We start from the raw sequence: 23521 nt of genomic DNA on the forward strand, positions 1-23521 counted from the left end.
CTCCTTCCCCCGTCGACCGTTCGGGTGATCCCGGAGCCAATGGACCGTTGTCAAATCCAGTTGTCCACAACCGGCCAGTAACCCTTTGACCAGCCTTTACCCCCGATAGACTGGAGCAGGGACGCCCCCCGGGTTGGGTGGGGGACTGTTTGGTGGGCGTTTTCGGGGTGGGCAGTGGGGATTTCATGCTTTGTTCTCCCCCACCAGTTCGAGGAACGCGTCCTCCAGGCGTCGGCGTGGGCCCGCCTGCTCGACCGCGACGCCCGCTGCCACCAGAGCACCGAGTGCCTTGGCGCGCGGTGTGCCGTCGAGGTTGGCGTGCACCTGCCTGCCGTCGACCTCGATGCCCGTGACACCGGCCAGTCCACCCAGGACCGATGCCGCCTGGTCGGGCTGGTCGACGCGGAACGTCGCCTCGCCGCCGACCGCCGCGATGTCCGCGACCTCGCCCGCGGCGACGAGCTTGCCGCGGTGCATCACGACCACGTGCGTGCACGCTTGTTCCACCTCGGCGAGCAGGTGGCTGGAGACCAGCACTGTGCGTCCGGTGGCGGCGTAGCGCTTGAGCACTTCGCGCATCTGGTGGATCTGGGGCGGGTCGAGCCCGTTGGTCGGTTCGTCCAGCACGAGCATGTCCGGGAAGCCGAGCATGGCCTGGGCGATCGCCAGCCGCTGCCGCATTCCCTGGCTGTAGGTCTTGACCTTGCGGCGCACCGCGTGGCCGAGGCCGGCGATCTCGATCGCCTCGTCGAAGTGCGCGTGCTCCAGCGGACGTCCCGTCGCCGCCCAGTAGAGCCGCAGGTTCGCCTCACCGGACAGGTGCGGCAGGAAACCGGAGCCCTCCACGAACGACCCGATCCGGGACAGCACCGGCGCACCGGCGTGCACCTTGTGCCCGAACACCCTGATCGAGCCCTCGGTCGGCTGGATGAGGCCCATCAGCATCCGCAGCGAGGTCGTCTTGCCCGCCCCGTTGGGCCCGAGCAGGCCGAGCACCTGGCCCTTCTCGACCCGGAAGGACAGCCCGTCCACGGCTTTCAGGCCGCCGGGGTACTCCTTGGCCAGGTTCTCGATCACCAGCGGCACGTCGGTCAGCGCGGGGTCGACGTCGTCGGCGCGGCGCCTGCGGATCGCGGCGACGATCGCCACCACGATGACCAGTCCGATCACGACACCGATGCCGACGAGCGCGAACATCGGCGGGGTCTGGGTCGAGCGCGTCCCCGGCACGACCGGTACCTGCAGTGCCGTGTCGGTCAGCGAGACCGTGACGGCGGCGGGTTGTGCGGGCACCGCGTACGCCTGGTCGGTCGTGGTGACCGCGACCTCGATCCGGTGGTCCGCTTCGATCGGCCGCACGATTCCCGGCAGGGTCACGGTCACGTCCGCGGGCAGTTGTGTGACCCGCAGCGGTGACACGGCCGACGCGGGCAGGGTCCGCGTTCCGTCCCCGGCGACGTCGTAGAGCTTCGCGAACAGCACCACCCCGTCGGGCGGCACCGGCACACCGGGTACCGGTTCGACGCGCATCCGGATCGTGGACGAGCCGCTGACGAGCAGCTGGCCGGTCAACGGCTCACTGCGCCACCTGGCCACCTGGCCGGGGATGTCCACCGCGAGCCTGCTGGCCAGTCTGGACGATCCGGCGACCACCGAGCCGAGGCCGGGCATGCTCGTGATCGACCCGGGGTTGCCGCCGGGCGGGTTCACGATCGTCTGCTGTGGACCGGCCAGCGTGATCGGGCGGCGTTCGGTCGCGGATCCGCTCAGGCCGGGATAGCCCGCCGCGGTCATGGTCCGCACGCTGGGCGCGCCCTGTGCCCTGATCGCGCCCTGCACGGCGTACTCGAAGTCCGTGCCGGGGTCGGCGCCCCGGCCGCGCAGGTGGAAGTCGAACCAGTCGGCGATCTTCGCGCGCAGGCCCGGGCCCGGCTTGCCGCCGTCGTGCCCGCCCGCGTACCAGACCACCTTGACCTTGCCCCCGGCCGCGGTGATCTGCCGCGCGGTCGCGTCGGACTGGTCGAGGCCGAAGAGGGTGTCCTGCTCGCCCTGCACGACCATGGTCGGCTGGGTGATCCGGTCGGTCACCGACACCGGCGACACCGACCGCAGCAGGTCCACGGTGGCCTGGCTGGCCTTGCCGGTGGTGGCCAGTTCCGTGTACGCGGCACAGACCTGCGGGGTGAACCGGCCACATGGGCCGTTCGGCTGGACCGCGCCACGCCCGCCGGGCGGCGGGCCGCCCTGTGTGCCGCCCGCGGCAGCGGCGGCCGGGTCCTGCGCGGCCAGTTGGTTGCTGTTGTCGTCGCTGCCCGGCTCGGAGGCGTCCACGCTCGGGTTGGCGAAGCTCGCCCCGCCCATGCCCGCCGCGAAGAACACGCCTGCCCAGGAGCGCTTGAACACACCCTGCGCGGCGAAAGCGTTGGCGGACGGCGTGTTCGGCAGCTGCTGGCCTGTCGTCGCCGCCGAGTTCGGGATCAGCGCCTGGCCGAGGTCGTTGTACGTGATCACAGGCGCCAACGCGTCGATGCGCTTGTCGTATCCGGCCGCCAGCAACGAGATCGCGCCACCGTAGGACCCGCCGGTGATACCGACCTTGGGATCCGTACCGTCCTTTTGCACCTCCGGGCGCTTGGCGAGCTCGTCGATCAGCCTGCTGACGTCGGCGACCTCGGCGTCCGGCGCGTTCAGCGCGATCTGGCCGGTGCTGCGGCCGAAGCCGCGGGCGGTCCACGCCAGCGCGACGAAGCCGCGCTGCGCGAGTTCGCGGGCGTCCGCGTCGACGCTCTCCTTGCTGCCACCGAACCCGTGCGCGACCAGCACAGCTGGTGCCGGTGTCTGTTCTGGCAGGTAGAGGGTGGTGTCAAGCTGGGCGTCGCCGCTGGAGACCAACCGGTTCTCCGTGGCGATCGTGGGTCCGTCGGACCCGCTGTTGACCCAGATCAGAACTCCTGCCGCGACGATCACGGCGGCCAGCGTGAGCGCCAGCCAGCGGAGGCGGGTCTTGGACATTCGGGGCACGAGCGAACCGTATTGGAACTTTGCTGAGAACTCGCTGTGGGAACTCGCTGTGGGTGACCGACCGGCTGCCCGAGGACCGGCCGAATGGGCGATGTGACCAAGAACAACAACCGGATGGGGGACTCCGCCTGGCGTCCGGGCGAGCCGATGGGGACAATAAGGGCTGCAGTGGAGGGGAGTATTCCTTCGCGGCGGTGTCGTCAACACGGATCTCGACCGCTGGGACCAGTGGTAATGAGCCCGGCGCCGTCGGTCTGTGCGCGAGTGGCGCACTGGCGGAAGAGACCTCCGGTGGACGGCTATGCCCGCCTGACCGGAGGTGACCCATGAGTGTGCCAGTGTGGTTGTGGATCGCGACGATCGCCGGACTTCTCGTCCTGCTCGCGATCGATCTCGTCATCGTCGACCGCAAGCCCCACGAGGTCACCATCGGTGAAGCCGCCAGGTGGGTGACGTTCTACGTCGCCTGTGCGGTCGTGTTCGGACTCGGCCTCTGGTACTTCGCCGGTGGTCAACCGGCCGGTGAGTTCTTCGCCGGTTACATCACCGAGTACTCGTTGTCGGTCGACAACCTGTTCGTCTTCCTGGTGGTCATGGGCGCGTTCAAAGTGCCCGCGATCCACCAGCACAAGGTGCTGCTGATCGGGATACTGCTCGCGCTGGCGATGCGCAGCATCTTCATCCTCGCCGGAGCCGCGGTCATCGCGGAGTTCAGCTGGGTGTTCTACCTGTTCGGCGCGTTCCTCATCTACACCGCGTACACCTTCCTCAAGTCGAACCACGACGACGAGGACGAGGAGTACAAGGAGAACGGCGCGACGAAGCTGGCGCGCAAGTTCCTCCCGGTGACCGACGAGTACCACGGCTCCAAGTCGTTCGTGAAGGTCGCGGGCAAGCGCATGGTCACCCCGATGTTCATCGTGATGATCGCGATCGGCACGGCGGACCTGCTGTTCGCGGTCGACTCGATCCCGGCGATCTTCGGCCTGACCAAGGAGCCGTTCCTGGTCTTCGCGGCCAACGCGTTCGCGCTGATGGGTCTGCGCCAGCTGTACTTCCTGCTGGGCGGTCTGCTCAGCAAGCTCGTGTACCTGCAGATCGGTCTCGCGGCGATCTTGGCGTTCATCGGTGTGAAGCTGGTTCTCGAAGCGCTGCACACGAACGAGTTGCCGTTCATCAACGGCGGCGAGCACCTGAACGTCTGGGTGCCGAACATCGCCGTGTCGCTCAGCGTCATCATCGGGGTACTGGCGATCACCACGGTCGCGAGCCTGATCAAGACGAAGCGGGACAAGGCCAAGGAGTCAGGCGACACCTCGGTCACGACTTCGAGGTGAGACGTCCTTTCGAAGGTCGTAAGCCTCGCTAAGTATCGGGTAGCGTCTGCGTGTGCGCCCAGATGACATCGAGCTGCTCGCGACCACCGACTCGATCAGCCTCCGGGGTGAGCTGCTGCTGGTCGCAGTGGCTCACCCCGATCTGTCGAGCAACAGCTACGTCAGTGCCCTGCACCGGGTGGCCGTCGACGGATCAGGCAGCAGTCCTTGGTCGCACGGGCTCTACGACGGTGAACCGGCCATCTCACCGGACGGCAACTGGGTCGCGTTCCTGCGCAGGACGTCCGCGGAGGACCGACCACAGCTCCACGTCCAGCCAACCGGCGGCGGGGACGCACGCGCGCTGACCGATCTCCCGCTCGGCGTGCAGGCGCCGGTCTGGTCGCCGGACTCCACCAGGATCGCGTTCGTCGCCCGGGTTCCCGACGAGGGCCGCTACGTTCGGGACGCCAAGCCGGGCGCCGAGTCGCACCGGCGGATCACCCGGCTGGACTACCGGTGGGACGACATCGGGTTCATCCTCGACCGGCGCCCCCGGCTGTTCGTCACGGACCTCGTCGGTGGGCTCACCGAGCTCACCGACGGTGCCTGTGACGTGGGCAAACCCGCCTGGACCCCGGACAGCGCCCACGTGGTCTTCCCCGCACCGGCCGACTGGGGCGCACGGGAATCCCAGCGCGCCAGCCTCTACGCGGTCCCGGCGACAGGCGGCGCACCAGTCGTGGTCGTCGAAGTCCCCGGTGACGCGCACTGCCCGGTCGTCGGCGACGGGGTTGTCGTGTTCCAGGGCCGGGAGTTCGATGGCGACCACGCGGCCGCGGTGAACACCAGCGTCTGGGCGGCGCCCCTGGATCTCACCCAGCCGCAGCGGCCGCGCAAACTCACCGACCAGGAGACGGTCTGCTGCGAGGAGGGCATCGCTCCCCAGCTGATGGGATCGTCCGTGGTTTTCGTCGCGCTCAACCGCGGTGCCGCCGAACTCCGGCAGGTCCCGCTGTCCGCGTCCGCCGTGCCGCTCGCCGAGACCACCTTGCTGGCCGGTGCCAGGAGCAAGGTCAAGGCGTTCGCGGTGGACGGGACCAGGTTCGCCGTCAGTGTGTCCACTCCGGACAGCGCCGGTCGGGTCGTCGTCGGTGACACGGTCGTGGCCGACTTCTCGCAACCGCTGCGTGACAGTGGTTTGTGCGAGGTCAGGGAGCTCACCGGCCGGTCGCCGGACGGCTACGAGTCGCACGGCTGGGTCGTGCTGCCCGAAGGCCCCGGCCCGCACCCGGTGGTGCTCGCCGTGCACGGCGGCCCGTTCTCGTACCACGGCTGGGGATTGCTCGACGAGGCCCAGGTCTACGCCGCGGCCGGTTACCTCGTCGTGTTGCCGAACCCGCGTGGTTCCGCGGGTTATGGCCAGTCGCACGGGCAGGCGATCGTGCACGGGTTCGGCACCGTCGACGTGGACGACGTGCTGGCGTTGCTGGACGAGGCCCTGGCGTTACCGGAGGCCGACGCGTCTCGCGTGGGTGTGATGGGCGGTTCCTACGGCGGGTTCATGACCAGTTGGCTGGCGGCCCACCACGGCCGGCGATTCCGGGCCGCGTGGAGCGAACGTGCTGTCAACGCATGGGACTCGTTCTTCGGCAGCTCCGACATCGGCTACATGTTCGTTGAGCTGTACGTCGGCGCGGACAGGGAGACGCAGCTCAAGACGAGCCCGTTGACGTACGCCGATCGGATCAGGATCCCGTTCGCCGTGGTGCACTCCGAGCACGACTGGCGGTGCCCGGTCGAGCAGGCCCAGCGGATGTTCGTGGCGCTGCGCAAGCAGGGAACCCCGGCGGAACTCCTGCTGTTCCCCGCCGAGGGGCACGAGCTGACCCGCTCCGGCAGGCCACTCCACCGCAAGGAACGCTTCGACGCCGTGCTCGAATGGTGGTCGCGGCACCTCGGCTGACTCTCAGCTCAACAGCGTGTAGTTCAGCTCCTCGCAGATCCGGCCGAGCGGCAGGTCGAGGCCGGGGTGGTCGAGCGGCAGCAGCATGTCGGGCGCGGGCGGGATCGCGGTGCCCGACGGCGGGTCGAACAGGCAGATCGCGGGTTCTCCACCGTCCATGGAGGATCGGTACCAGACGCCGTCGAGTTCGGGGTGCGCCGCCCTGATCGCCCGTGCCCACGCCTGGGTCAGCGCCTTCGCGCCGCTGGAGAGCTCCTGCGAGGCACCGGCCCTCGTCGGCCAGAGACCTGAGAGGTCGAGCAGGCGCAGCGTGCGCTGCGGGCGGAACACGACGAGGTGCGGCCGCCGGGTCGACCTGTCCACAATGGAGGTCGACTGGAACACCTCGGCGAGGCTGGTGCGCACCGACAGGCCGAAGTACAGCACGCCGTTGCCGGGGCTGTCGGCCGGACGGCCCTCGGGGCCGAGCGGGTGCGGGTCGAACCGGCCGTGCGGGAGCGGGCCGGTGTAGCGGAAGGAGTTCCACCGCTGGCGGTGCGCGCCACCCGCTGCGAAGATCCGGACAAGGCGCGTGCCACTGTGCACCGCGACAATGTCCTCGTCCACCCGCAGCAGCGACCTGAGCGCAGCCGGAGTCGGTGGCTGGGGGAGCCGAGCCATACGTGTCTGTTCGTCAGCCGGTCAGGTTGTCCCTGCCGTCACGCCGGGGTTCCGAGGACGGCTGCCAGCGCGGCAACCCTATCCGGATCGCCGCCGGCGAGCAGCCATTGCCGCGGGGTGCCCGGTTCGCCGCTGATCAGCAGGTCCTCCTGCGGGGTGGTCATGAACGCCGCCACCACGAGGGGCGGCTGGTCGATGGGCAGCGCGGCCAGCACGGTCTCCAGGCCGGGCAGTACGCCCGAGCCGGTGAACTGCCACGCGGGCAGCCGCCAGCCACCGCGGTCCTTCCAGCCGACGAGCCTGCCCGCCGCGAGGCGGTGCCTGATCCGGCTGGTGTCCACGCCGATGGTCGTGGCCGCGTCGGACACCGTCAGAGCGGAGTCCCGCAGCACGGCCTGTGCGGCGACGGCACGCGCACGCGAGTCGACCTCGTCCGGGCGGCGTGGGCGCAGGTCCAGGCCCACTTCGGTGAGGGTCTCGCGCTGGTCGGCTGAGAAGTACTCGGCGGGGTTCGGGTTGGGCGGGGACAACCGCCTCGCCGCGTCCTCGACCAGGCCGAGGAACTCGCCGGGGGTGACCCGCAGCCCTGCTTTGGCCAAAACCGTCTCCAGCGCAATACTCATGCGCCTAGACTAGCGCGGATGTGCGGGTTCGTGCGCCTTTGTGAAGAAATTCACGAAGGTGGATACGAATCGCACATAGTCCAACACTGTGCGTGCAACTTCCACCACTATGCCGTCCGGGCAGGCTCCTGTCGAGAGGTATGAACGATGCTGATCAGGCAGAACGTCCTCGAGCGGATCCGCGCGGGCGCGGTCACCCTCGCGTTCCGCCGCTGGAGCAGGCCGACTGTGAAGGCGGGCGGAACCCTCAAGACCGCTGTCGGCGTGCTCGCGATCGACTCCGTCGAGCGGGTCCCGCTACGCAGGATCACCGCCAAGGACGCCCGGTTGGCGGGATACAACACCCTCGCTGAACTGACATCGTCTCTCACGGGCCGTGACGGCGACGTGTACAGAGCGGCGTTGCGGTTCGTCGGCGACGACCCACGGGTGTCGTTGCGCGAGTCGTTGCCGTCGCCGGAGGAGGTCGCGCTGATCTCCTCGACGCTGCGCCGGATGGACGAACGGAGCAAACGCGGCCCGTGGACGTTCGCCGTGCTCTCGCTGATCGCCGCGCGGCCGGGAGTGCGTGCCCCCGATCTGGCGGCGTCGCTCGGCCGCGAGACGCTCCAGTTCAAAGCGGACGTTCGCAAGCTCAAGGAACTCGGCCTCACCGAGAGCCTCGAAGTGGGCTACCGGCTTTCGCCGCGCGGTCGCGCTGTGGTTGACCGGCAACCGACTTCCTGATCATTCGGTCGGCGCTTGACACGTCGGAGTGGTCACCCTAGCGTCTCGGGTAATCGTTTACTCGGCCTCAGGGCGGGGTGTGGATGGACAACGGTGTCGCATCACTGGTGGGGCTGCTGCGGATCAGCAAGTCCTACGGCGGGGTCAGGGCTTGCCACGACGTGGACCTCACGGTCCGGGCAGGCGAGGTGCACGCGCTGCTCGGCGAGAACGGCGCGGGCAAGTCGACGCTGATGCGCGTGCTGTCCGGCGATCTGACCGACTACACCGGAACGATCACCGTCGACGGCGAACCCGTCCGCTTCCACGGCCCGGCCGACGCGCAACGCGCCGGAATCGCCATGATCCACCAGGAACTCGACCTCGTGCCGGGGCTTTCGGTCGCGGAGAACATCTTCCTCGGCAGGGAACCGCGCACCCCGTTCGGCACGCTCGACCGGCGCGCGATGCTGCGTGAAACCGGGAACCTGTTGCGCCGCACCGGAATCGACCTGGACCCCCGGCGGCACGTCGGCGAGCTGCGCACCGGCGAACAGCAGTTGGTGAGCGTGGCGAAGGCGCTCTCGCTCGACGCGAAGGTGCTGATCATGGACGAGCCGACGTCCGCGCTGTCGTCGGCCGAAGTGGACCGGATGTTCGCCGTGATCGGCGAGTTACGCCGATCCGGTGCGGGAATCGTCTACATCTCGCACCGGATGGACGAGATCGGCCGGATCGCCGACCGGGCCACCGTCCTGCGCAACGGATCGGTCGTGGCCGAGTTCGACGCGCGCGACATGACCGCGGACCAGGCCGCCGAGGCGATGATCGGCCGCCCGATGCGGGCGATGTTCACCACTCACGAGAACGTCACCTCCGGCGAGATCCTGCTGGAGGTCAAGGATCTCGTCGTCCCCCGAGCACGCTCGGGGCGCCGCGACCCCGCGGGGATCAGTCTCACCGTCCGCCGAGGCGAGATCGTCGGGCTGGCGGGCCTGCTGGGGGCTGGCCGCACCGAACTGCTGGAGACCCTGTTCGGCGCGGGCGGGCGCTGGCAGGGATCGGTGGTCTTCAAGGGCCGCTCGACCGGCCGCCGCAAGCCGCGCTCGGCGATCCGCGCCGGCGTGGTCTACATGCCGGAGGACCGCCGGATCTCCGGCCTGGCGCTCGGCCACTCGGTGCTCGCCAACACCGTACTGTCCGTTGTGGACAGGATCGCGCGGCTGGGCGTGGTGTCGCGGCGGCGGGAAACGGCGGAGACCACGCGGATCGTGCGTGACCTGAGCATCAAGCTGGCGTCGGTGCGTGATCCCGTCTCCGCGTTGTCCGGCGGCAACCAGCAGAAGGTCGTACTCGGCCGGATGCTGCTCACCGAACCGGAACTGCTGCTGCTGGACGAACCGACGCGGGGGGTCGACGTCGGCGCCAAGGCGGAGATCTACCAGCTGCTCGGCCAGGCCGCGCAGCGCGGGATGGGTGTGTTGCTCGCGTCGTCGGAACTGGCCGAGCTGGTGGGCGTGTGCGACCGGGTGGTCGTGTTGCGCGGCGGGCGCGATGTCGCGGAGCTGCGGACCTCGCAGGCCGGTGAGGCCGAGGTGCTCGCGGCAGCCATGGGGGAGGTCGTCGCCTTATGACCGGTACGGATTTCGTGCGGAGCCGTCGGGAGAGCGCGCTGGCCACGGTGTTCCGCTTCCAAAGCCTGTTCGGCCTGGTGGCGGTGTTCATCGCCGCGATCGTCTTCTCGCCGAGCCGCAACGGTGAACTGCTGTTCCTCACCAGCGACAACCTGTTCAACGTGGTGCGGGCGGTGTCGGAGATCGGGATCATCGCGGTCGGCATGACGTTCGTGATCCTGATCGGCGGCATCGACCTCTCGGTCGGCGCGATGCTCGGGCTCGCCGCGGCCGGGTCGGCGGTTCTTCTGGTGGAGAACGACTTCGGCCTCGTCCCGGCCGTGCTGGTCGTGCTGGCCGTCGGGCTCGGCTTCGGCCTGCTGCAGGGCGTCGCGTCGGCCGTGTTCGGCATCCAGGCGTTCATCGTCACCCTGGCCGGGCTGCAGTGCGCGCGAGGACTGGCGCGGATCTGGTCGGGCGGGCAGGGCATCGCGATCCCCTACGGCGACGGGCCCGGCGAGGCGCCGGTGGCGTTCTCCCTGCTGGGAGAGCGGACCTTCAACGGCCTGGTGCCGATCCCGGCGCTGATCTTCGTCGTGGTGGCGGCACTGGCGATCCTCTTCCTGCGTGGCACGGCGTTCTCCCGGCACGTGTACGCCATCGGCGGCAACGAGAAGGCCGCTCGGCTGTCGGGTGTGCCGGTCAAGCGGGTCAAGATCGCGGTGTTCGGCATCTGCGGGCTGCTCGCCGCACTGGCCGGGATCATCCACGCGGGCCAGCTCAACCAGGGCAGCCCCAACGACGGTCTCGGCTACGAACTCGACGCGATCGCCGCGGTGGTCGTCGGTGGAACGAGTCTCGCCGGTGGGCGCGGCTCGGTCGTCGGCACCGTGGCCGGTGCGCTGCTGCTCGGCGTGCTCAACAACATCCTGGCGCTCAACGGCGTCGACACGAACGTCCAGCTCCTGATCAAAGGGCTTGTGATCGTGGTGGCGGCAGGCCTGCAACAGCTGCGGCCGTCCACCTGAGGCAGAGAGGACGAGACATGCGAGGACTGGCGTTCCTGGGAGTCGCCGTGGCGCTCGGCTCGTTGGTGGCCTGCGGGACGACGAGCGAGAACCGTTCCGGCGGACCCGCGTCGAACACGCAGTGCAAGGGCGCCGGCGGCAAGTACGTCATCGGGATGAGCCAGGCCAACGTGGCCGAGCCGTACCGGCAGCGGATGGACGACGACATCCGCACCGCGGCCAAGGCGGTACCGCAGTTCGACGTCCGCTTCACCGACGCCCAGCAGGACAACTCCCGCCAGGTGTCCGACGTCGAGAACTTCCTGACCCAGCAGATCGACCTGCTGATCATCAGCCCGAACGAGGCCAAACCGCTGACCGGCGTGGTCAAGAAGGCCTACGACAAGGGCATCCCGGTGATCGTGCTCGACCGCAAGGTGGAAGGCGACGCCTACACCACCTGGATCGGCGCGGACAACGTGGAGATCGGCCGCCAGGCGGGCAAGTACGTCGCCGAGCAGCTGCTGCCCGACGGCGGCAAGATCGCCGAGATCCGCGGCCTGGCCGGGTCGACGCCCGCCAAGGAACGCGGCGACGGGTTCCGCGAGTCGATCCGCGGCCGCAAGATCGAGATCGCGGTCAGCCAGGACGGCGACTGGTTGCGGGAGAAGGGCCAGGAGAAGGCCGACGCGATCCTCAAGTCCAACCCGGACGTCTCGGTGATCTACGCGCACAACGATCCGATGGCCGAAGGCGCCTACCTGGCCGCACGAGCAGCGGGCAGGCAGGACGCGTTGAAGTTCATCGGGATCGACGGGCTGCCGATCCCGTCCGGTGGCCTGAAGGCCGTCGAAGCCGGGCGCCTGTCGGCGACGCTGATCTACCCGACCGCGGGCAAGGAAGCGGTCGAGGCGGCCAAGAAGATCCTGGTGGACTGCCAGCAGGTGCCCAAGACACAGACGCTGAAAACACAGTTGATCACCAAGGAAAACGCGGCACAGGTCTACGCGAAGGAGAACTCCGGCAACTGAACACAGTTTTGCAACCAATGTGGCCTTCGTAGCGCCTGGCGCAACGAAAGCCACATTGGTTGCACATCCCGGGGCGGCGTGAGGGCAGCCCGGGCTGACAACACCATATGAGGAGGCGGGATGCGCTTCGGATCCCTGCTCGCATCCACAATCATCTCCGCCCTCGTCCTCAGCTCGGTCAGCGGTGTCGCCCACGCGGCACCGCGGGTTACGAGTGCGACGGACAAGGGCCCGATCGGCTGGCAGGTCTATCGCCAGATGGACCAGCTGGCGGCGATGAGACCTGGCGCCATGTCGCGGCAGTTCTCCAGTTTCGACCGCGCGGGCGGCAACGACGACGGCTTCGTCGGCACCTATTCGTGCCTGCGCACCACCGCGACCGGGTGCGTGATCGCCGAGCGGACCGGCGCGGGGCAGATCGACTCGATGTGGTTCACCCGCGACTTCGGTTCGATGGTCAACAACGGCCGGATCAAGATCGAGCTGGACGGCCGGGTCGTCCTCGACGACCTCCTGCAGGAAGTCGTCGACGGGAAACTCGGCGCGCCATGGGTGTGGCCTCTGGTCGGCAACGGCGACGACACCTCCGGCGGCGCGGTGGTCAAGGTGCCGATGCCGTACCGCGAGTCGATGCGGGTGACCGTGCAGGCGAACCCGCTCTTCTACCACGTGTCGTACCGCGATTTCGCGGACGCCGACGGCGTGCAGACGTTCGACCCCGCCGACAAGGCGCTCGACGTGGTCGCGAAGCTGCGCGGGTACGGCATCCGCGATCCCAAGGGCGTCGCCGCGACCAAGGCACCGGTGGCCAAGGGCGCGGTCGCGCCCGGCAAGTCCAAGAACGTGGCCGCGCTGGCCGGATCGGGCTGGCTGACCCAGTTGCGCGTGAAGATCCCGCAGATCGTGGCCAGTCCCCGGGTCGGCGACGACGGGCGGGCGTTCGCGGTGGGCGGGTCGACGACGTTCAAGGTCGCGATCGACCCCGCGAACTCCGGAGTCCGGCTGACCAGGCGCTACGACCCGCAGGTGGGCAACCAGCGTGCGCGGCTGGTCGTCGACGGGACCCAGGTGGGGTTCTGGGAAAGCGGGCCGCGGATCCCGACGGGCGAGTGGCGTGACCAGACCATCCAGATCCCGCCTGCGCTGACCGCGGGCAAGTCGGCGCTGACCGTGCTGAACGAGTACGTGTCGTCCGACCTGGACGTGAACGAGTTCCGCTACGCCGTGCACAGCAACGTCCTCGGCGACTGGCGTCGTACGGACGTGGTGGACGTCGGCCCGAACCACCCCGGCGACGAGCAAGCGCACGGGTACACGATCAAAGGTCTGAACTGGCAGGGTTACCGGGTGTTCCGCTATCCCGTCGCGCCCGCGGACGTGACGAGGTCGGACGCGCTGCTGAGCGGTGTGCGGATCGTGATCTCGTTCGACGGCAAGACAGGCGTGGACGCCCCGCTCGGCGAGTTCTTCGGCTCGGGGTTGGGCGAGTACGACACGATGACGTTGATGTCCTCGATCGACACGGCGCCGGACGGCTGGTACACGTCCTGGTGGCCGATGCCGTACGCCCGCAACGCGACAGTGACACTGGTCAACCAAAGCGGCGTCGAACTCGGCGACGTCACTGTCGAAACGGACCACGTCCCCGACGCATCGGTGGCGGCAGCGTTGCAGTCCGGCAGGATCGGGTACTTCCGCGCGACCAGTCAGGCCGGGAACACGGTGCCGGGACAGGACTTCACATTCCTCCAGGCAAGCGGCCGCGGCGTGTACTACGGCGTGACGCACTCGATGCGGGGCGCGATCCCCAACGGCAACATGCGCCTGTACCTCGAAGGCGACGAACGCGTGTACGTGGACGGCGCGGCGACACCGACGATCTACGGAACCGGCACGGAGGACTTCTACGAATCGGGCTGGTACTTCCGCGACGGCATCACGTACACCATGCCGCTGGCGGGAAACCCGGCATGGGAACTGAACGGTGACGGCTGCCAACACGACTGCACAGGGGCGTACCGCCTGATGATCGGTGAGGCGGTGTCGTTCTCGTCGAACCTGCGCTTCGACATCCAGCACGGCCCGGTGAACGACGCACCGGCGAACTACAGCTCGACGTCCTACTGGTACGGACAATCCCAGCAGGCGCTCAGCGAAAGCGACGTCCTCGACGTGGCGGACGACGCGAGCCGCGCGGCCCACGGGTACCAGTCGACGGGAGAGACCCGCCGGACGTTGCAGTCGACCTTCGAAGGCAAGGACGACAAGGTGACCGTGTCCGACGGCGTGGCCGCCACCACGGGCGCGATCTCGTTCGCGCTGAAGCTGGCGCCGGGGAGTACGGGAGCCAGGCTGTTGCGGATGAACGACCAGAGCGAGGCGTTCCAACAGGCAAGCGTTTCCGTGGACGGTGTGGTGGTGGGAACCTGGTTCCAGCCGCTGGGCAACACCTCTTCGCGGTGGCTGGAGGATTCGTTCGAGCTGCCCGGGAGTGCGGTGGCGGGCAGGAGTTCGGTGACGGTCCGGCTTGTGCCGCAGACCGGTTCACCGGCTTGGTCGGCCGCGCGCTACCGGATGCTGACCAAGACTGACTGAGACTGGTTGAGACTGGTTGAGTCGCGACGTGGCGGTGCTCTGCCGACTGGTGTCGAAGGCGCACCATGAGGATCGGCTCTTGCCTGCCCCTGCCCGGGCAAGAGCCGATCACCGGCTCGGAACTGTCAGACCCCACTGGTAACGTGAAATTCAGGGGTCCCCCTGGGGGAATTCATGATGCGGGTGGTGCGTGCCCTGTCCTGGACTGGTCGGGTGATGCGGGCGGTGGGACGCTGGGGCTTGGTGGTCTGTGCCGGATGGAAGCTGGTGGCGCGTGGTGTCGTGACGCCCGGGGTCCGTCGGCCGGCCGGAACTGTCAGACCCCTCCGGTAGTGTGGAAATTGGGGGTCCCCCGGGCGGGATTCGACATTCGGTGGCGCATGTCGTGGGGCGTGCTGGTCACCGAGTCGAGCTGCCGCGGGGGATGAGGGTGGCGCTCAGTGTGGTGGTGGTGTAGGGCAGCGTGCTGTCCGCGATGCGGGCGAGCAGGAGTTGCGCCGCGACTTTGCCGATGTCGTACGCGGGTTGGGAAACGACTGAGAGTGGTGGGTTGACCAACGGTGCCCATGGGGCGTCGTCGAACGCGACCACGCCGACGTCCTCGCCCATTCGGAGATCCATTGTGGAGAGAGCTTCGAGGACGCCGATGGCCATCGTGCTGTTGGCGACCAGCAGGGCGTCCGGGCGTTCCGGTGAGTTCAGCAGGTCGATCGTCGCCTCGTAGGCGCCGTCCGCGCGGTACTCCGAGCGGCGGACAAGCTTGGCTGTCGTGCGGCGTTTGGCTGCTCGCAGTGCGTCTTTGTAGCCCGCCAGGCGGTCGTTCGCCGTCGGGATTCCCGCTGGGCCCGTCACGCAGCCGATTCGTTCGTACCCTTGGGTGATCAGGTGGGTGGTTGCCTGTTCGGCCGCGCTTCTCGTGTCGACGAGGACCATGTCCGCCGCTGCTGACGGCAGTGCCCTGTCCACGGCCACCAGCGGGGTCCTCCTGGCGGTCAGCAGGTCCACAGTGGTCGTCGTCCCGGTCGGTGAGAGCACGACGCCCGCCACCCTTTCCTGGATCGCGACGTCTATGTACCGTCTTTCCTTCTCCGGGCTTTCGTCCGAGTTGCAGAGCACCACCGAGTAGCCCTCTGCCTGCGCCACGTCCTCCACGCCGCGGGCGATCGACGTGAAGAACGGGTTCTCGACATCCGAGATGATCAACGCCAGCACCGCCGTCTCCTGGCGGCGCAGGTTGCGGGCCGGTCCGTTGGGTTGGTAGCCCAGTTCGGCCGCTGCCGCGAGCACACGGGAGGCCAGCGCCGGATCTACTGTGGACTTCCCGTTCAGCGCGCGTGACGCGGTCGCCGTCGAGACCCCGGCCTTGGTCGCCACGTCGTTGATGGTCGCCACACCCACCGGCCTCACTCTGTGAACTGATGTGAACGTCTCTGCAGCGCACGGGAGGCACTGCGGTGATGTTGACACTACTCGGCCTGGAGAATAGCGTCATGAGTAATCGATTACTCAACTCGAGGGCAGTGTCGCTGCGAACGCGTTGGAGGACTCGTGGCCCGAATCGGCGTGATCAGCATTTCCGACGGCCGAGACTACGTACACGGCGGCATCGCCGATTTCATCCACCAGACCGAGGACAAGCTGGCCGCACGGCTGGCGGACGCGGGCCACGACGTGGTCCGCGGGTCGAGCCCGGTCAGCACCAACACGCTCGCGACCTCGGTCGCGCGTGAGATCGCCGCGGCGGACGTCGACCTCACCGTGCTGCACTACGCGGTCTGGGCCTTCCCGCACTTCACGATGCTCGCGGCGGGTGCGATCGACGGTCCGTTGCTGCTGCTGTCCAACATCGACCCCGTTCAGCCGGGCATGGTCGGCATGCTCGCCGCGGGCGGTGCGCTCGACCAGATCGGACGCACCCACACCCGGCTGTGGGGCGATCCGGACTCGCCGGAGCTGATCGCGTCGATCGGCACGCACGCCACCGCCGCGGCGGCGGTCGCGGGTCTGCGCGGCGCCACGTTCGGCCGGATCGGCGGACGGCCGATGGGGATGAACACCGCCGTCGCCAACACCGACCAGTGGCAACGGCTGTTCGGGATCGACGTCGAGGAGATCGACCAGTGGGAGATCGTCCGGCGTGCCGAATCGGCCGACGCGGGCGAGAAGGCCAAGGCGCGGAAATGGCTGGAGCGGCACGCCACCGTCCACTACGACGGCAAGAAGCTGACGCCGGAGCTGCTCGAGCGGCAGATCGGCTCGTACATCGCGATGCGTGAGCTGATCGACGAGTGGAACCTGGACTTCACCGGGATCAAGGGGCAGCCGGAGCTGACCCAGTACTTCGCGACGATGGACATCGCCGAGGCGTTCCTCAACGACCCGTATGACTGGAACGGTCCGAAACAACCTCACGTCTGCGCGACCGAGGCCGACATGGACGGCGCGTTGACCATGCAACTGTTCAAACAGATCACGGGGACGCCGGTGCTCTTCGCCGACGTGCGGCACTACCACGGCGATCGGGACATCTGGGACCTGTGCAACTCGGGACAGCACGCGACCTGGTACGCGGCGCGCAGTTCCGACCCGGCCGAGAACCTCGCGCGCGTGCACCTGTACCCGGAGGTGTTCTTCTTCCCCGCCGGTGGCGCGTCCGTGCACCACCTCGCGGCGCCCGGCGAGATGACGCTGGGGCGCTTGACACGGAAAGACGGCGCGTATCGAATGCAGTTGATGCTGGGCAGCTTCGAGACGTACGACGACGAGACCAACCAGGCGTTGATGGACCAGTCGACGCCGGAATGGCCGCACGCCTTCGCCCGCTTGGACGCGCCCGCCGAGGTGTTCCTGTCCCGGTTCGGCGCCAACCACATCCACGCTGTGCCCGGTGACCACCGCGCCACCGTGCGCGCGGCGTGCTCGTTGCTCGGTGTGACGCTCGACGAGTTCACCAGGGGCTGATGACGGTTGGTGACACTGTGCTGATCGGGATCGACATCGGGACGTCGAGTTCCAAGGGGGTGCTCGTCCGTCCGGATGGGACGGTCGTCGCCCGCGCGAACCGTCCGCACGCGGTGTCGTCACCGCACCCCGGCTGGGCCGAACACGATGCCGAAACCGTGTGGTGGGACGACTTCGTCGCGATCGCCAGGGAACTCGCCGACGCGGCGCCGTCGCCGATCACCGGTCTCGGGGTCAGCGGCATCGGTCCGTGCCTGCTGCCCGCGTCGGCTGACGGCAAACCGCTTCGGCCCGCGATCCTGTACGGTGTGGACACGAGGGCGACGGCGGAGATCGAGGAACTGACCGCGAGGCTGGGCGCCGAGGCGATACTCCAGCGCGGCGGGACGCCGTTGTCCAGTCAAGCCGTCGGCCCGAAGGTGATGTGGCTGGCACGCAACGAACCCGATGTCTTCGCACGGATGTCGTTGTTGCTGATGGCCAGCTCCTACCTGGTACTCAGGTTGACCGGGCGGTACGTGCTGGACCACCACTCCGCGAGCCAATGCGATCCGATGTACGACATGCACACGGCGGACTGGGCACGTGACTGGTGTGCGGAGCTGGCGCCGGACCTGGAGTTGCCCGAACTGTTCTGGCCGGGCGACATCGTCGGCACGATCACGCAGGCCGCTGCCGAGGTGACCGGTCTGCCCGCGGGGTTGCCGGTGACAGCGGGGACCGTCGACGCGTGGGCCGAGGCGACCAGCGTCGGCGTGCGATCGCCCGGTGACGTGATGGTCATGTACGGCACCACGATGTTCGTGATCAAGGTCGTGCCTGACCCCCGGCCCCACCCGGCGCTGTGGACGACCCAGGGCGCCTTCGCGGGCACGTACTCGCTCGCGGCCGGAATGGCGACATCGGGCGCGATCACCGACTGGCTGCGGCAGCTGTTCGCCGGGTCCTTCAGCGACTTGGTCACCAGGGCGGCCGCCGTGCCCGCGGGCAGCCGGGGACTGTTGATGCTGCCGTACTTCGCGGGGGAACGGACGCCGATCTTCGACCCGGCCGCCCGGGGTGTCATCGCCGGGCTCACGCTGAGCCACGGACAAGCCGAGATCTACCGGGCGGCGCTCGAAGGCACGGCGTACGGCCTGCGGCACAACCTCGAGGTGATGGGCGGCTCACAGCAACGGGTGGTCGCGGTCGGTGGTGGCACCCAGGGCGACCTGTGGACCCAGATCGTCTCGGACGTGACGGGCGTGCCGCAGCAACTGCCTGCCGAGACCGTCGGCGCCTGCTTTGGCTCGGCGATGTTCGCCGCCTCCGCGCAGGGTCAATCGGTGGACGACTGGAATCCGCTGGCCAGGACAGTGACGCCCGACCCGGAGCGCACCGCGAGGTACGACCTGTTCTACGAGCAGTACCGCGCGCTGTACCCGGCGACGCGGGACCTGGCGCACTTCCTCGCCGCGGACCAGCTCGGCGACCGCTTCTAAGTGGTCACTGTGTCCGCTTAGGTGTACAGTGGGGTGCGTGAGAGCGGACGCGGCGCGCAACAAGGAGAAGGTGCTGTCGGCCGCCGCCCGGCTGTTCGCGACCAAGGGCGCGCGCAACGTCACGATGGCCGACATCGCCCAGGCGGCGGATGTCGGCCGGGCGACGCTGTACCGGCGCTACCCGGACGTGGCCTCGATCGCGACAGCGCTGCTCGACGCGCACGAACACGACCTGCAGGAGCAACTGCTGCGCGGCGCCCCGCCACTGGGACCGGGAGCGGACCCGGCGGCGCGGTTGACGGCGTTCTACGCGGCGATGGTCGACCTGCTCGAGCGGCATCACGAACTGGTACTCGGTACCGAAGTCGGCCAGTCCCGGCTGCGAACCGGCGCCTACGGGTTCTGGCGGGCGCATGTCCGTTCGTTGCTGGTTGTGGCCGAAGTGCCGGAAGCGGATGCGCTCGCCGACTCGCTGCTGGCTCCCTTGGCACCGGATGTCTATACGTACCAGCGGAAAGAACGCGGCTTGTCGACGAAGGAGATCGTCGTCGGCCTTGACCGGCTCGCCTGCGGAGTGCTGGGCCGATGATGTGGTGTAGCCGGGGTTGAGTCGTGCCGGTTTGCCGGATGTAGGCGGGATCACGCCTGGCTGAGCGCTGTGAAGCGCCTAATCATGTTGACGCGCAACGGAACCGCTGTGGGGCGCGTGATTCCGTGCGCGATTGGTTTCACTTTTCTACGGAGTTGTCATGGCTTGGTTGATCTTGCTCGTCGCCGGAGTTGTCGAGGTGGCGTGGGCGTTGAGCCTGAAGCCGACCGAGGGGTTCACTCGGTTGGGGCCGACGGCTTTGTCGCTGGTGCTGATGTGTGCTGCGGTATATCTGCTGACCGTGGCCGTTCGGACCCTGCCGATCGGGACGGCTTATGCCGTCTTCACCGGAATCGGGGCCGCGGGCACCGTTGTGGTCGGCATTCTTGTCAACGGGGATCCGCCTTCGTTCACGCGGATCGGGCCGATCCTGCTGATCGTTTCAGGGGTTGTGCTGCTTCGAGTTCTTGCTGAGGGATGAGGCGATCTCAGGGGGAACGAGTCGTGTTGTCGTACAGGTAGTGCCAGATCGGCCTCGGTCCCTCCGGAAGTGGACCGGTGACGAGAGCAGCCGCCGACGCGCCGTGTGTGCCCCGGTGCGCGGCGTCCTCGTCGAGGACGAACTCCGGCCGCAGTTGCTCGGTGTCGTAGTACCGGTGGAACACCGAAGTTTGGGAACTGGTCATCGGCGGCACGATCCAGCTCCAGTCGGCCGGGCAGGTGCGTCCCGCGCGTTGCTCCTTGTCCAAGTGCTTGATGAACCTGTCGGATTCCGTGTGGTGGTCGGTGATGGTGACATCCGCCGCGGCGTACGAATGCAGGACGGCACGGTTCAGTTCGACCATCGCGCGGTCCCGCCACAGGGTCGTCTCGCGGCTGGTGTCCAGGCCCAGCCCGCGCGCGATCTCGGGCAGCAGGTCGTAGCGGTCGGTGTCGGCGAAGTTTCGCGCGCGATCTCCGTTCCCATATACCAGCCGTTGAACGGCGCGGCGGGATACGAGACGCCACCGATCACGAGCCGCATGTTGCTGATGGCCGAGTTCGGCAAGCCACGGCGGCTCGGGGTGGGTGATGGGCACCTCCCTGATCGCGTCGGCGGGTAACTCGTACAGCCGCACGCCGGACTCCGGCGTCTCGACCACCAGCGGTAGCACGTCGAACGCACCGCGCGGTTCCGCGGGCCGCCAGCCGTGTTTCATCACCGAGCCGGTAAAACCCAGGTAGCGGGGATCACCGAGCACACCACCGTCCTCCTTCGGGTACGCCGCATAGCGAATCAGTTGCTCGTTCCAGATCCGGGGCGCGGGCCGGTCGGCCGCCTGCGGGGCGAACACCGAGATCAACGGCCGGATCTTGCCGCCGTTCCACGCCAGCCTCAGGTGCTGGACGCACTGTTCGGCGATGTCGTCCGGATCGCCCGCAGTCACGCACTCGCAGGCTCCGCCAGTACAACCGTCCGATGCATCGGGCGCTGTTGCGCCACGCGAGCTGTGCGCCGTATGCGAGTTCGGCGGTTGTGTGCTGGTAGGTGCCGGTCAGGTCGATCGCTGCCATCACCCACGCCAGCCGCCGGTCCATGTCACCGGCCGATGGGTTCTCCGTGTGGAACTGCTGGAGGAACTCCGCGGCCGCGTCGGGATCCACCGGTCCGTCCGTGGCCGGAGGAGGTGCGGACGACTGCTCAGACGACGGGGGTCGGTCATCTGCCTGCTGCGGCCGGGTCTGTCGCCGCTGACGATAACCGTCGAAATCTAACCGTTATCAATATTGTCAGCAACGCATTCCGGTGGTCTCACCGTCTTGTGTGTATGGCAGGGAAAGCAGGGCTACCGAGAGTTGGCACGTCGAGGATCGTCGCCGGAGCCGCGATCGCGGTCGTCATCGGCGGGGTCGTCGCCGCGGCCTCGGCCAGTAGCTCGGTGAGCAGCTCGGTCAGCGGCACGGCTGGTCAGACCACGGGCACGGTCACTGACCTCCCTTCTGGTGGGATCTCGCTTGTCGCGTTCGACTCGTGTGAAACAGCGTTGTCAGGTCTGCGTCAGGCCGCGTTGCCGCACATCGGTCCGTACGGCTTCGGCGGCGGATACGCCTTGACCACTCGTGGGGGCGTGGCCGTCCCCGCCGTGCCGAACGCTGCTGGGACAGCGGAGGGCCCGAGGTCCCAGCTGCCGAAGCGTGAACAGGCGCAGGACAGCGCGAGCGCGCCGCAACAAGGTGGTGCGCAGAGTGGGCCGGGACACTCCTCGACCAACAACCACGAACGCAACGTCGACGAGCCGGATGTCGTGAAGACCGACGGCAAGCGGATCGTCTCCGTGGTCGACGGGAAGCTGAAGGTGGTCGACGTCGCCTCGCGAAAGATCACCGGAACACTGGACACGCCTGATCTCCACGTCTCACAGGTGCTCATCTCCGGTGACCGTGCGCTGCTCGTGGCAAACCAGGACCATGTCGTCTACGACGGTCCAGCGCCGATCGCGCCCGACCGGCCCACGCGGCCGGGGTATCCCGGCGGCGGCTGGGGGTCCAAGGTCGTCCTGGCCGACATCTCCGGCGCGCCGAAGATCCTGGGCACGTTGTCGGTAAGCGGTGGGTACGTCGACGCTCGTCAGATCGGCAGTGTGGCGCGGGTCGTGGTGCGGTCGCAGCCGCAGCTGAAGTTCTCCTATCCGGACGGGTACGCACAGTCAGAAGCCTCCGCCCAGCAGAGCAACCGGGAAGCGGCCATCAAGTCGACGATCGACGAATGGCTGCCCTCGTACCACCTCGACAGCGGTGGCATGAAGTCCGAAGGCAGGCTGGTCGACTGCGGCCGGGTCAGCCACGCCAAGGACTTCTCGGGCGCCGCGATGCTCACCGTGCTCACGATCGACCTGACCAAGCCGTTGGACAAGGGCGATCCGGTGACGGTGGCGGCGGACGGCGACACCGTGTACGGCACGGACCAGAGCCTGTACATAGCCGACGACCATTCCAGCCGCATCGTGCCGATGCGGGGTTCGCGGGGCAAACCCGCGCCGGATGCCCAGCCTGTGCCGGGCAAGACCCAGATCCACCGGTTCGACGTCACCGGCAGCGGGCCGCCGAAGTACGCCGGCTCCGGCGAGGTCGACGGTACGTTGCTCAACCAGTACTCGTTGTCCGAGCACGAAGGGCACCTGCGGGTCGCCACGACTGTCGGCCCGGCCGGCGGCTGGATTCCGCCCGGCGACGCCAGGTCTGTCCCGCAGACGCAGAGCATGGTCACTGTGCTTGCCCGCGGGGACAAGGGCTTGACCCAGGTCGGCAAGGTCGACGGGTTGGGCAAGGGCGAACGCATCTACGCCGTGCGCTTCTTCGGGGCGGTCGGATACGTGGTCACCTTCCGGCAGGTGGATCCCTTGTACACACTCGACTTGTCGCAACCTGCCAGGCCGCGGGTGGTCGGTGAGTTGAAGATCACCGGTTACTCGGCCTACCTGCACCCGGTCGGGCCGGGCAAGGTGCTCGGCGTCGGGCAGGAGGCCAGCGAGCAGGGCAGGCGACTGGGATCCCAGGTCTCGCTGTTCGACATCAACAACCTGGCCGCGCCGAATCGTCTTGCGCAGCAGCAGATCGAAGGCGGCTCGTCCGAGGTGGAATACGACCCGCACGCCTTCCTGTACTGGCCGGAACGCAACCTCGTCGTGGTGCCGGTGATGGGCGGACGGGACCCGAACCTGCGGGGCGGTGGCTACCAGGCGGTGAACTACGCGCTGGTCCTCCGCCTGGACGGCAACGCCTTGGTCCAGGTCGGGCGCGTTTCGCACCCGACGGGGACGATCCGGCGGTCGATCGTGATCGGCGACGAGTTGTGGACGATATCGGACGGCGGCCTGATGGCCAGCGATCTGGACAAGCTGGGCCAGCGGGCCTGGATACCTCTGCGGTGAGTTCTGGGACATGCCTCCACGCTACTCGAACGCGTGTTCGAG

General features: G+C 68.2%; 16 protein-coding genes and 1 pseudogene. 12 read left to right on the forward strand and 5 right to left on the reverse strand.

All coding sequences use genetic code 11. The annotated features are described in order from the left end of the window. Nucleotides 1-183: 183 nt before the first annotated feature. Nucleotides 184-3012 (reverse strand): alpha/beta fold hydrolase, encoded by a 2829-nt coding sequence (locus ALI144C_RS51420; RefSeq protein ID WP_076994554.1) that lies wholly within the window; start codon nucleotides 3010-3012, stop codon nucleotides 184-186. Between the two features lie 335 nt (nucleotides 3013-3347). Between ALI144C_RS51420 and ALI144C_RS51425 the strand changes: the two genes are divergently transcribed. Both ALI144C_RS51425 and ALI144C_RS51430 read left to right on the forward strand, forming a co-directional pair. Beyond that, nucleotides 3348-4358, forward strand: coding sequence for a TerC family protein (locus ALI144C_RS51425; protein WP_076994555.1), 1011 nt, complete (start codon nucleotides 3348-3350; stop codon nucleotides 4356-4358). A 52-nt stretch (nucleotides 4359-4410) separates the two neighbouring features. Next, nucleotides 4411-6303, forward strand: coding sequence for a S9 family peptidase (locus ALI144C_RS51430; RefSeq protein ID WP_076994556.1), 1893 nt, complete (start codon nucleotides 4411-4413; stop codon nucleotides 6301-6303). 3 nt (nucleotides 6304-6306) lie between these two features. Here the strand turns inward: ALI144C_RS51430 and ALI144C_RS51435 are convergent, their stop codons facing one another. Further along, nucleotides 6307-6963, reverse strand: a complete 657-nt coding sequence (locus ALI144C_RS51435; RefSeq protein ID WP_076994557.1) for an RES family NAD+ phosphorylase — start codon at nucleotides 6961-6963, stop codon at nucleotides 6307-6309. Nucleotides 6964-7001: 38 nt separating this feature from the next. Next, nucleotides 7002-7586, reverse strand: a complete 585-nt coding sequence (locus ALI144C_RS51440) for a hypothetical protein (protein ID WP_042186991.1) — start codon at nucleotides 7584-7586, stop codon at nucleotides 7002-7004. 147 nt (nucleotides 7587-7733) lie between these two features. Here ALI144C_RS51440 and ALI144C_RS51445 point away from each other — a divergent pair, with 147 nt between their 5' ends. The 5 genes from ALI144C_RS51445 (at nucleotide 7734) to ALI144C_RS51465 (ending at nucleotide 14537) form a co-directional block, all read left to right on the forward strand. Beyond that, nucleotides 7734-8312, forward strand: coding sequence for a hypothetical protein (locus tag ALI144C_RS51445; RefSeq protein ID WP_076994558.1), 579 nt, complete (start codon nucleotides 7734-7736; stop codon nucleotides 8310-8312). 83 nt (nucleotides 8313-8395) lie between these two features. Then, nucleotides 8396-9925, forward strand: a complete 1530-nt coding sequence (locus tag ALI144C_RS51450; protein WP_076994907.1) for a sugar ABC transporter ATP-binding protein — start codon at nucleotides 8396-8398, stop codon at nucleotides 9923-9925. Then, nucleotides 9922-10932: an ABC transporter permease gene (locus ALI144C_RS51455; protein ID WP_076994559.1), complete on the forward strand. Its 1011-nt coding sequence runs from the start codon at nucleotides 9922-9924 to the stop codon at nucleotides 10930-10932. Before ALI144C_RS51450 ends, ALI144C_RS51455 begins: the two co-directional genes overlap by 4 nt. A gap of 17 nt (nucleotides 10933-10949) precedes the next feature. Then, nucleotides 10950-11942 (forward strand): substrate-binding domain-containing protein, encoded by a 993-nt coding sequence (locus ALI144C_RS51460; RefSeq protein WP_076994560.1) that lies wholly within the window; start codon nucleotides 10950-10952, stop codon nucleotides 11940-11942. 120 nt (nucleotides 11943-12062) lie between these two features. Further along, nucleotides 12063-14537, forward strand: coding sequence for a glycoside hydrolase family 172 protein (locus tag ALI144C_RS51465; protein ID WP_076994561.1), 2475 nt, complete (start codon nucleotides 12063-12065; stop codon nucleotides 14535-14537). Between the two features lie 399 nt (nucleotides 14538-14936). Here the strand turns inward: ALI144C_RS51465 and ALI144C_RS51470 are convergent, their stop codons facing one another. Continuing rightward, nucleotides 14937-15929: a LacI family DNA-binding transcriptional regulator gene (locus ALI144C_RS51470; protein ID WP_076994908.1), complete on the reverse strand. Its 993-nt coding sequence runs from the start codon at nucleotides 15927-15929 to the stop codon at nucleotides 14937-14939. A 156-nt stretch (nucleotides 15930-16085) separates the two neighbouring features. Between ALI144C_RS51470 and ALI144C_RS51475 the strand changes: the two genes are divergently transcribed. The 4 genes from ALI144C_RS51475 (at nucleotide 16086) to ALI144C_RS51490 (ending at nucleotide 20049) form a co-directional block, all read left to right on the forward strand. Further along, nucleotides 16086-17498 carry an L-fucose/L-arabinose isomerase family protein gene (locus tag ALI144C_RS51475; RefSeq protein ID WP_076994562.1) on the forward strand — a complete coding sequence of 471 codons (1413 nt, stop codon included), beginning with the start codon at nucleotides 16086-16088 and terminating at the stop codon, nucleotides 17496-17498. Continuing rightward, nucleotides 17498-18979 (forward strand): FGGY-family carbohydrate kinase, encoded by a 1482-nt coding sequence (locus ALI144C_RS51480; protein WP_076994563.1) that lies wholly within the window; start codon nucleotides 17498-17500, stop codon nucleotides 18977-18979. The genes ALI144C_RS51475 and ALI144C_RS51480 overlap by 1 nt, the downstream gene beginning before the upstream one ends. A 37-nt stretch (nucleotides 18980-19016) precedes the next feature. After that, complete coding sequence (locus tag ALI144C_RS51485) at nucleotides 19017-19568, forward strand: TetR/AcrR family transcriptional regulator (RefSeq protein WP_237774708.1); 552 nt, start codon at nucleotides 19017-19019, stop codon at nucleotides 19566-19568. A 160-nt stretch (nucleotides 19569-19728) separates the two neighbouring features. Beyond that, a complete protein-coding gene (locus tag ALI144C_RS51490) occupies nucleotides 19729-20049 on the forward strand; it encodes a DMT family transporter (protein WP_076994565.1) in 321 nt (106 codons plus the stop codon). A gap of 7 nt (nucleotides 20050-20056) precedes the next feature. On the opposite strand, the pseudogene ALI144C_RS51495 reads toward ALI144C_RS51490, so the two are convergent. After that, a pseudogene (locus ALI144C_RS51495) lies at nucleotides 20057-21146 on the reverse strand (nitric oxide synthase oxygenase). A 230-nt stretch (nucleotides 21147-21376) separates the two neighbouring features. Here ALI144C_RS51495 and ALI144C_RS51505 point away from each other — a divergent pair. Then, nucleotides 21377-23479, forward strand: coding sequence for a beta-propeller domain-containing protein (locus ALI144C_RS51505; RefSeq protein WP_083754108.1), 2103 nt, complete (start codon nucleotides 21377-21379; stop codon nucleotides 23477-23479). The last annotated feature ends 42 nt before the right edge of the window (nucleotides 23480-23521 follow it).

Origin of the sequence: Actinosynnema sp. ALI-1.44 (assembly GCF_001984155.1) — a bacterium.
GTDB lineage: Bacteria > Actinomycetota > Actinomycetes > Mycobacteriales > Pseudonocardiaceae > Kibdelosporangium.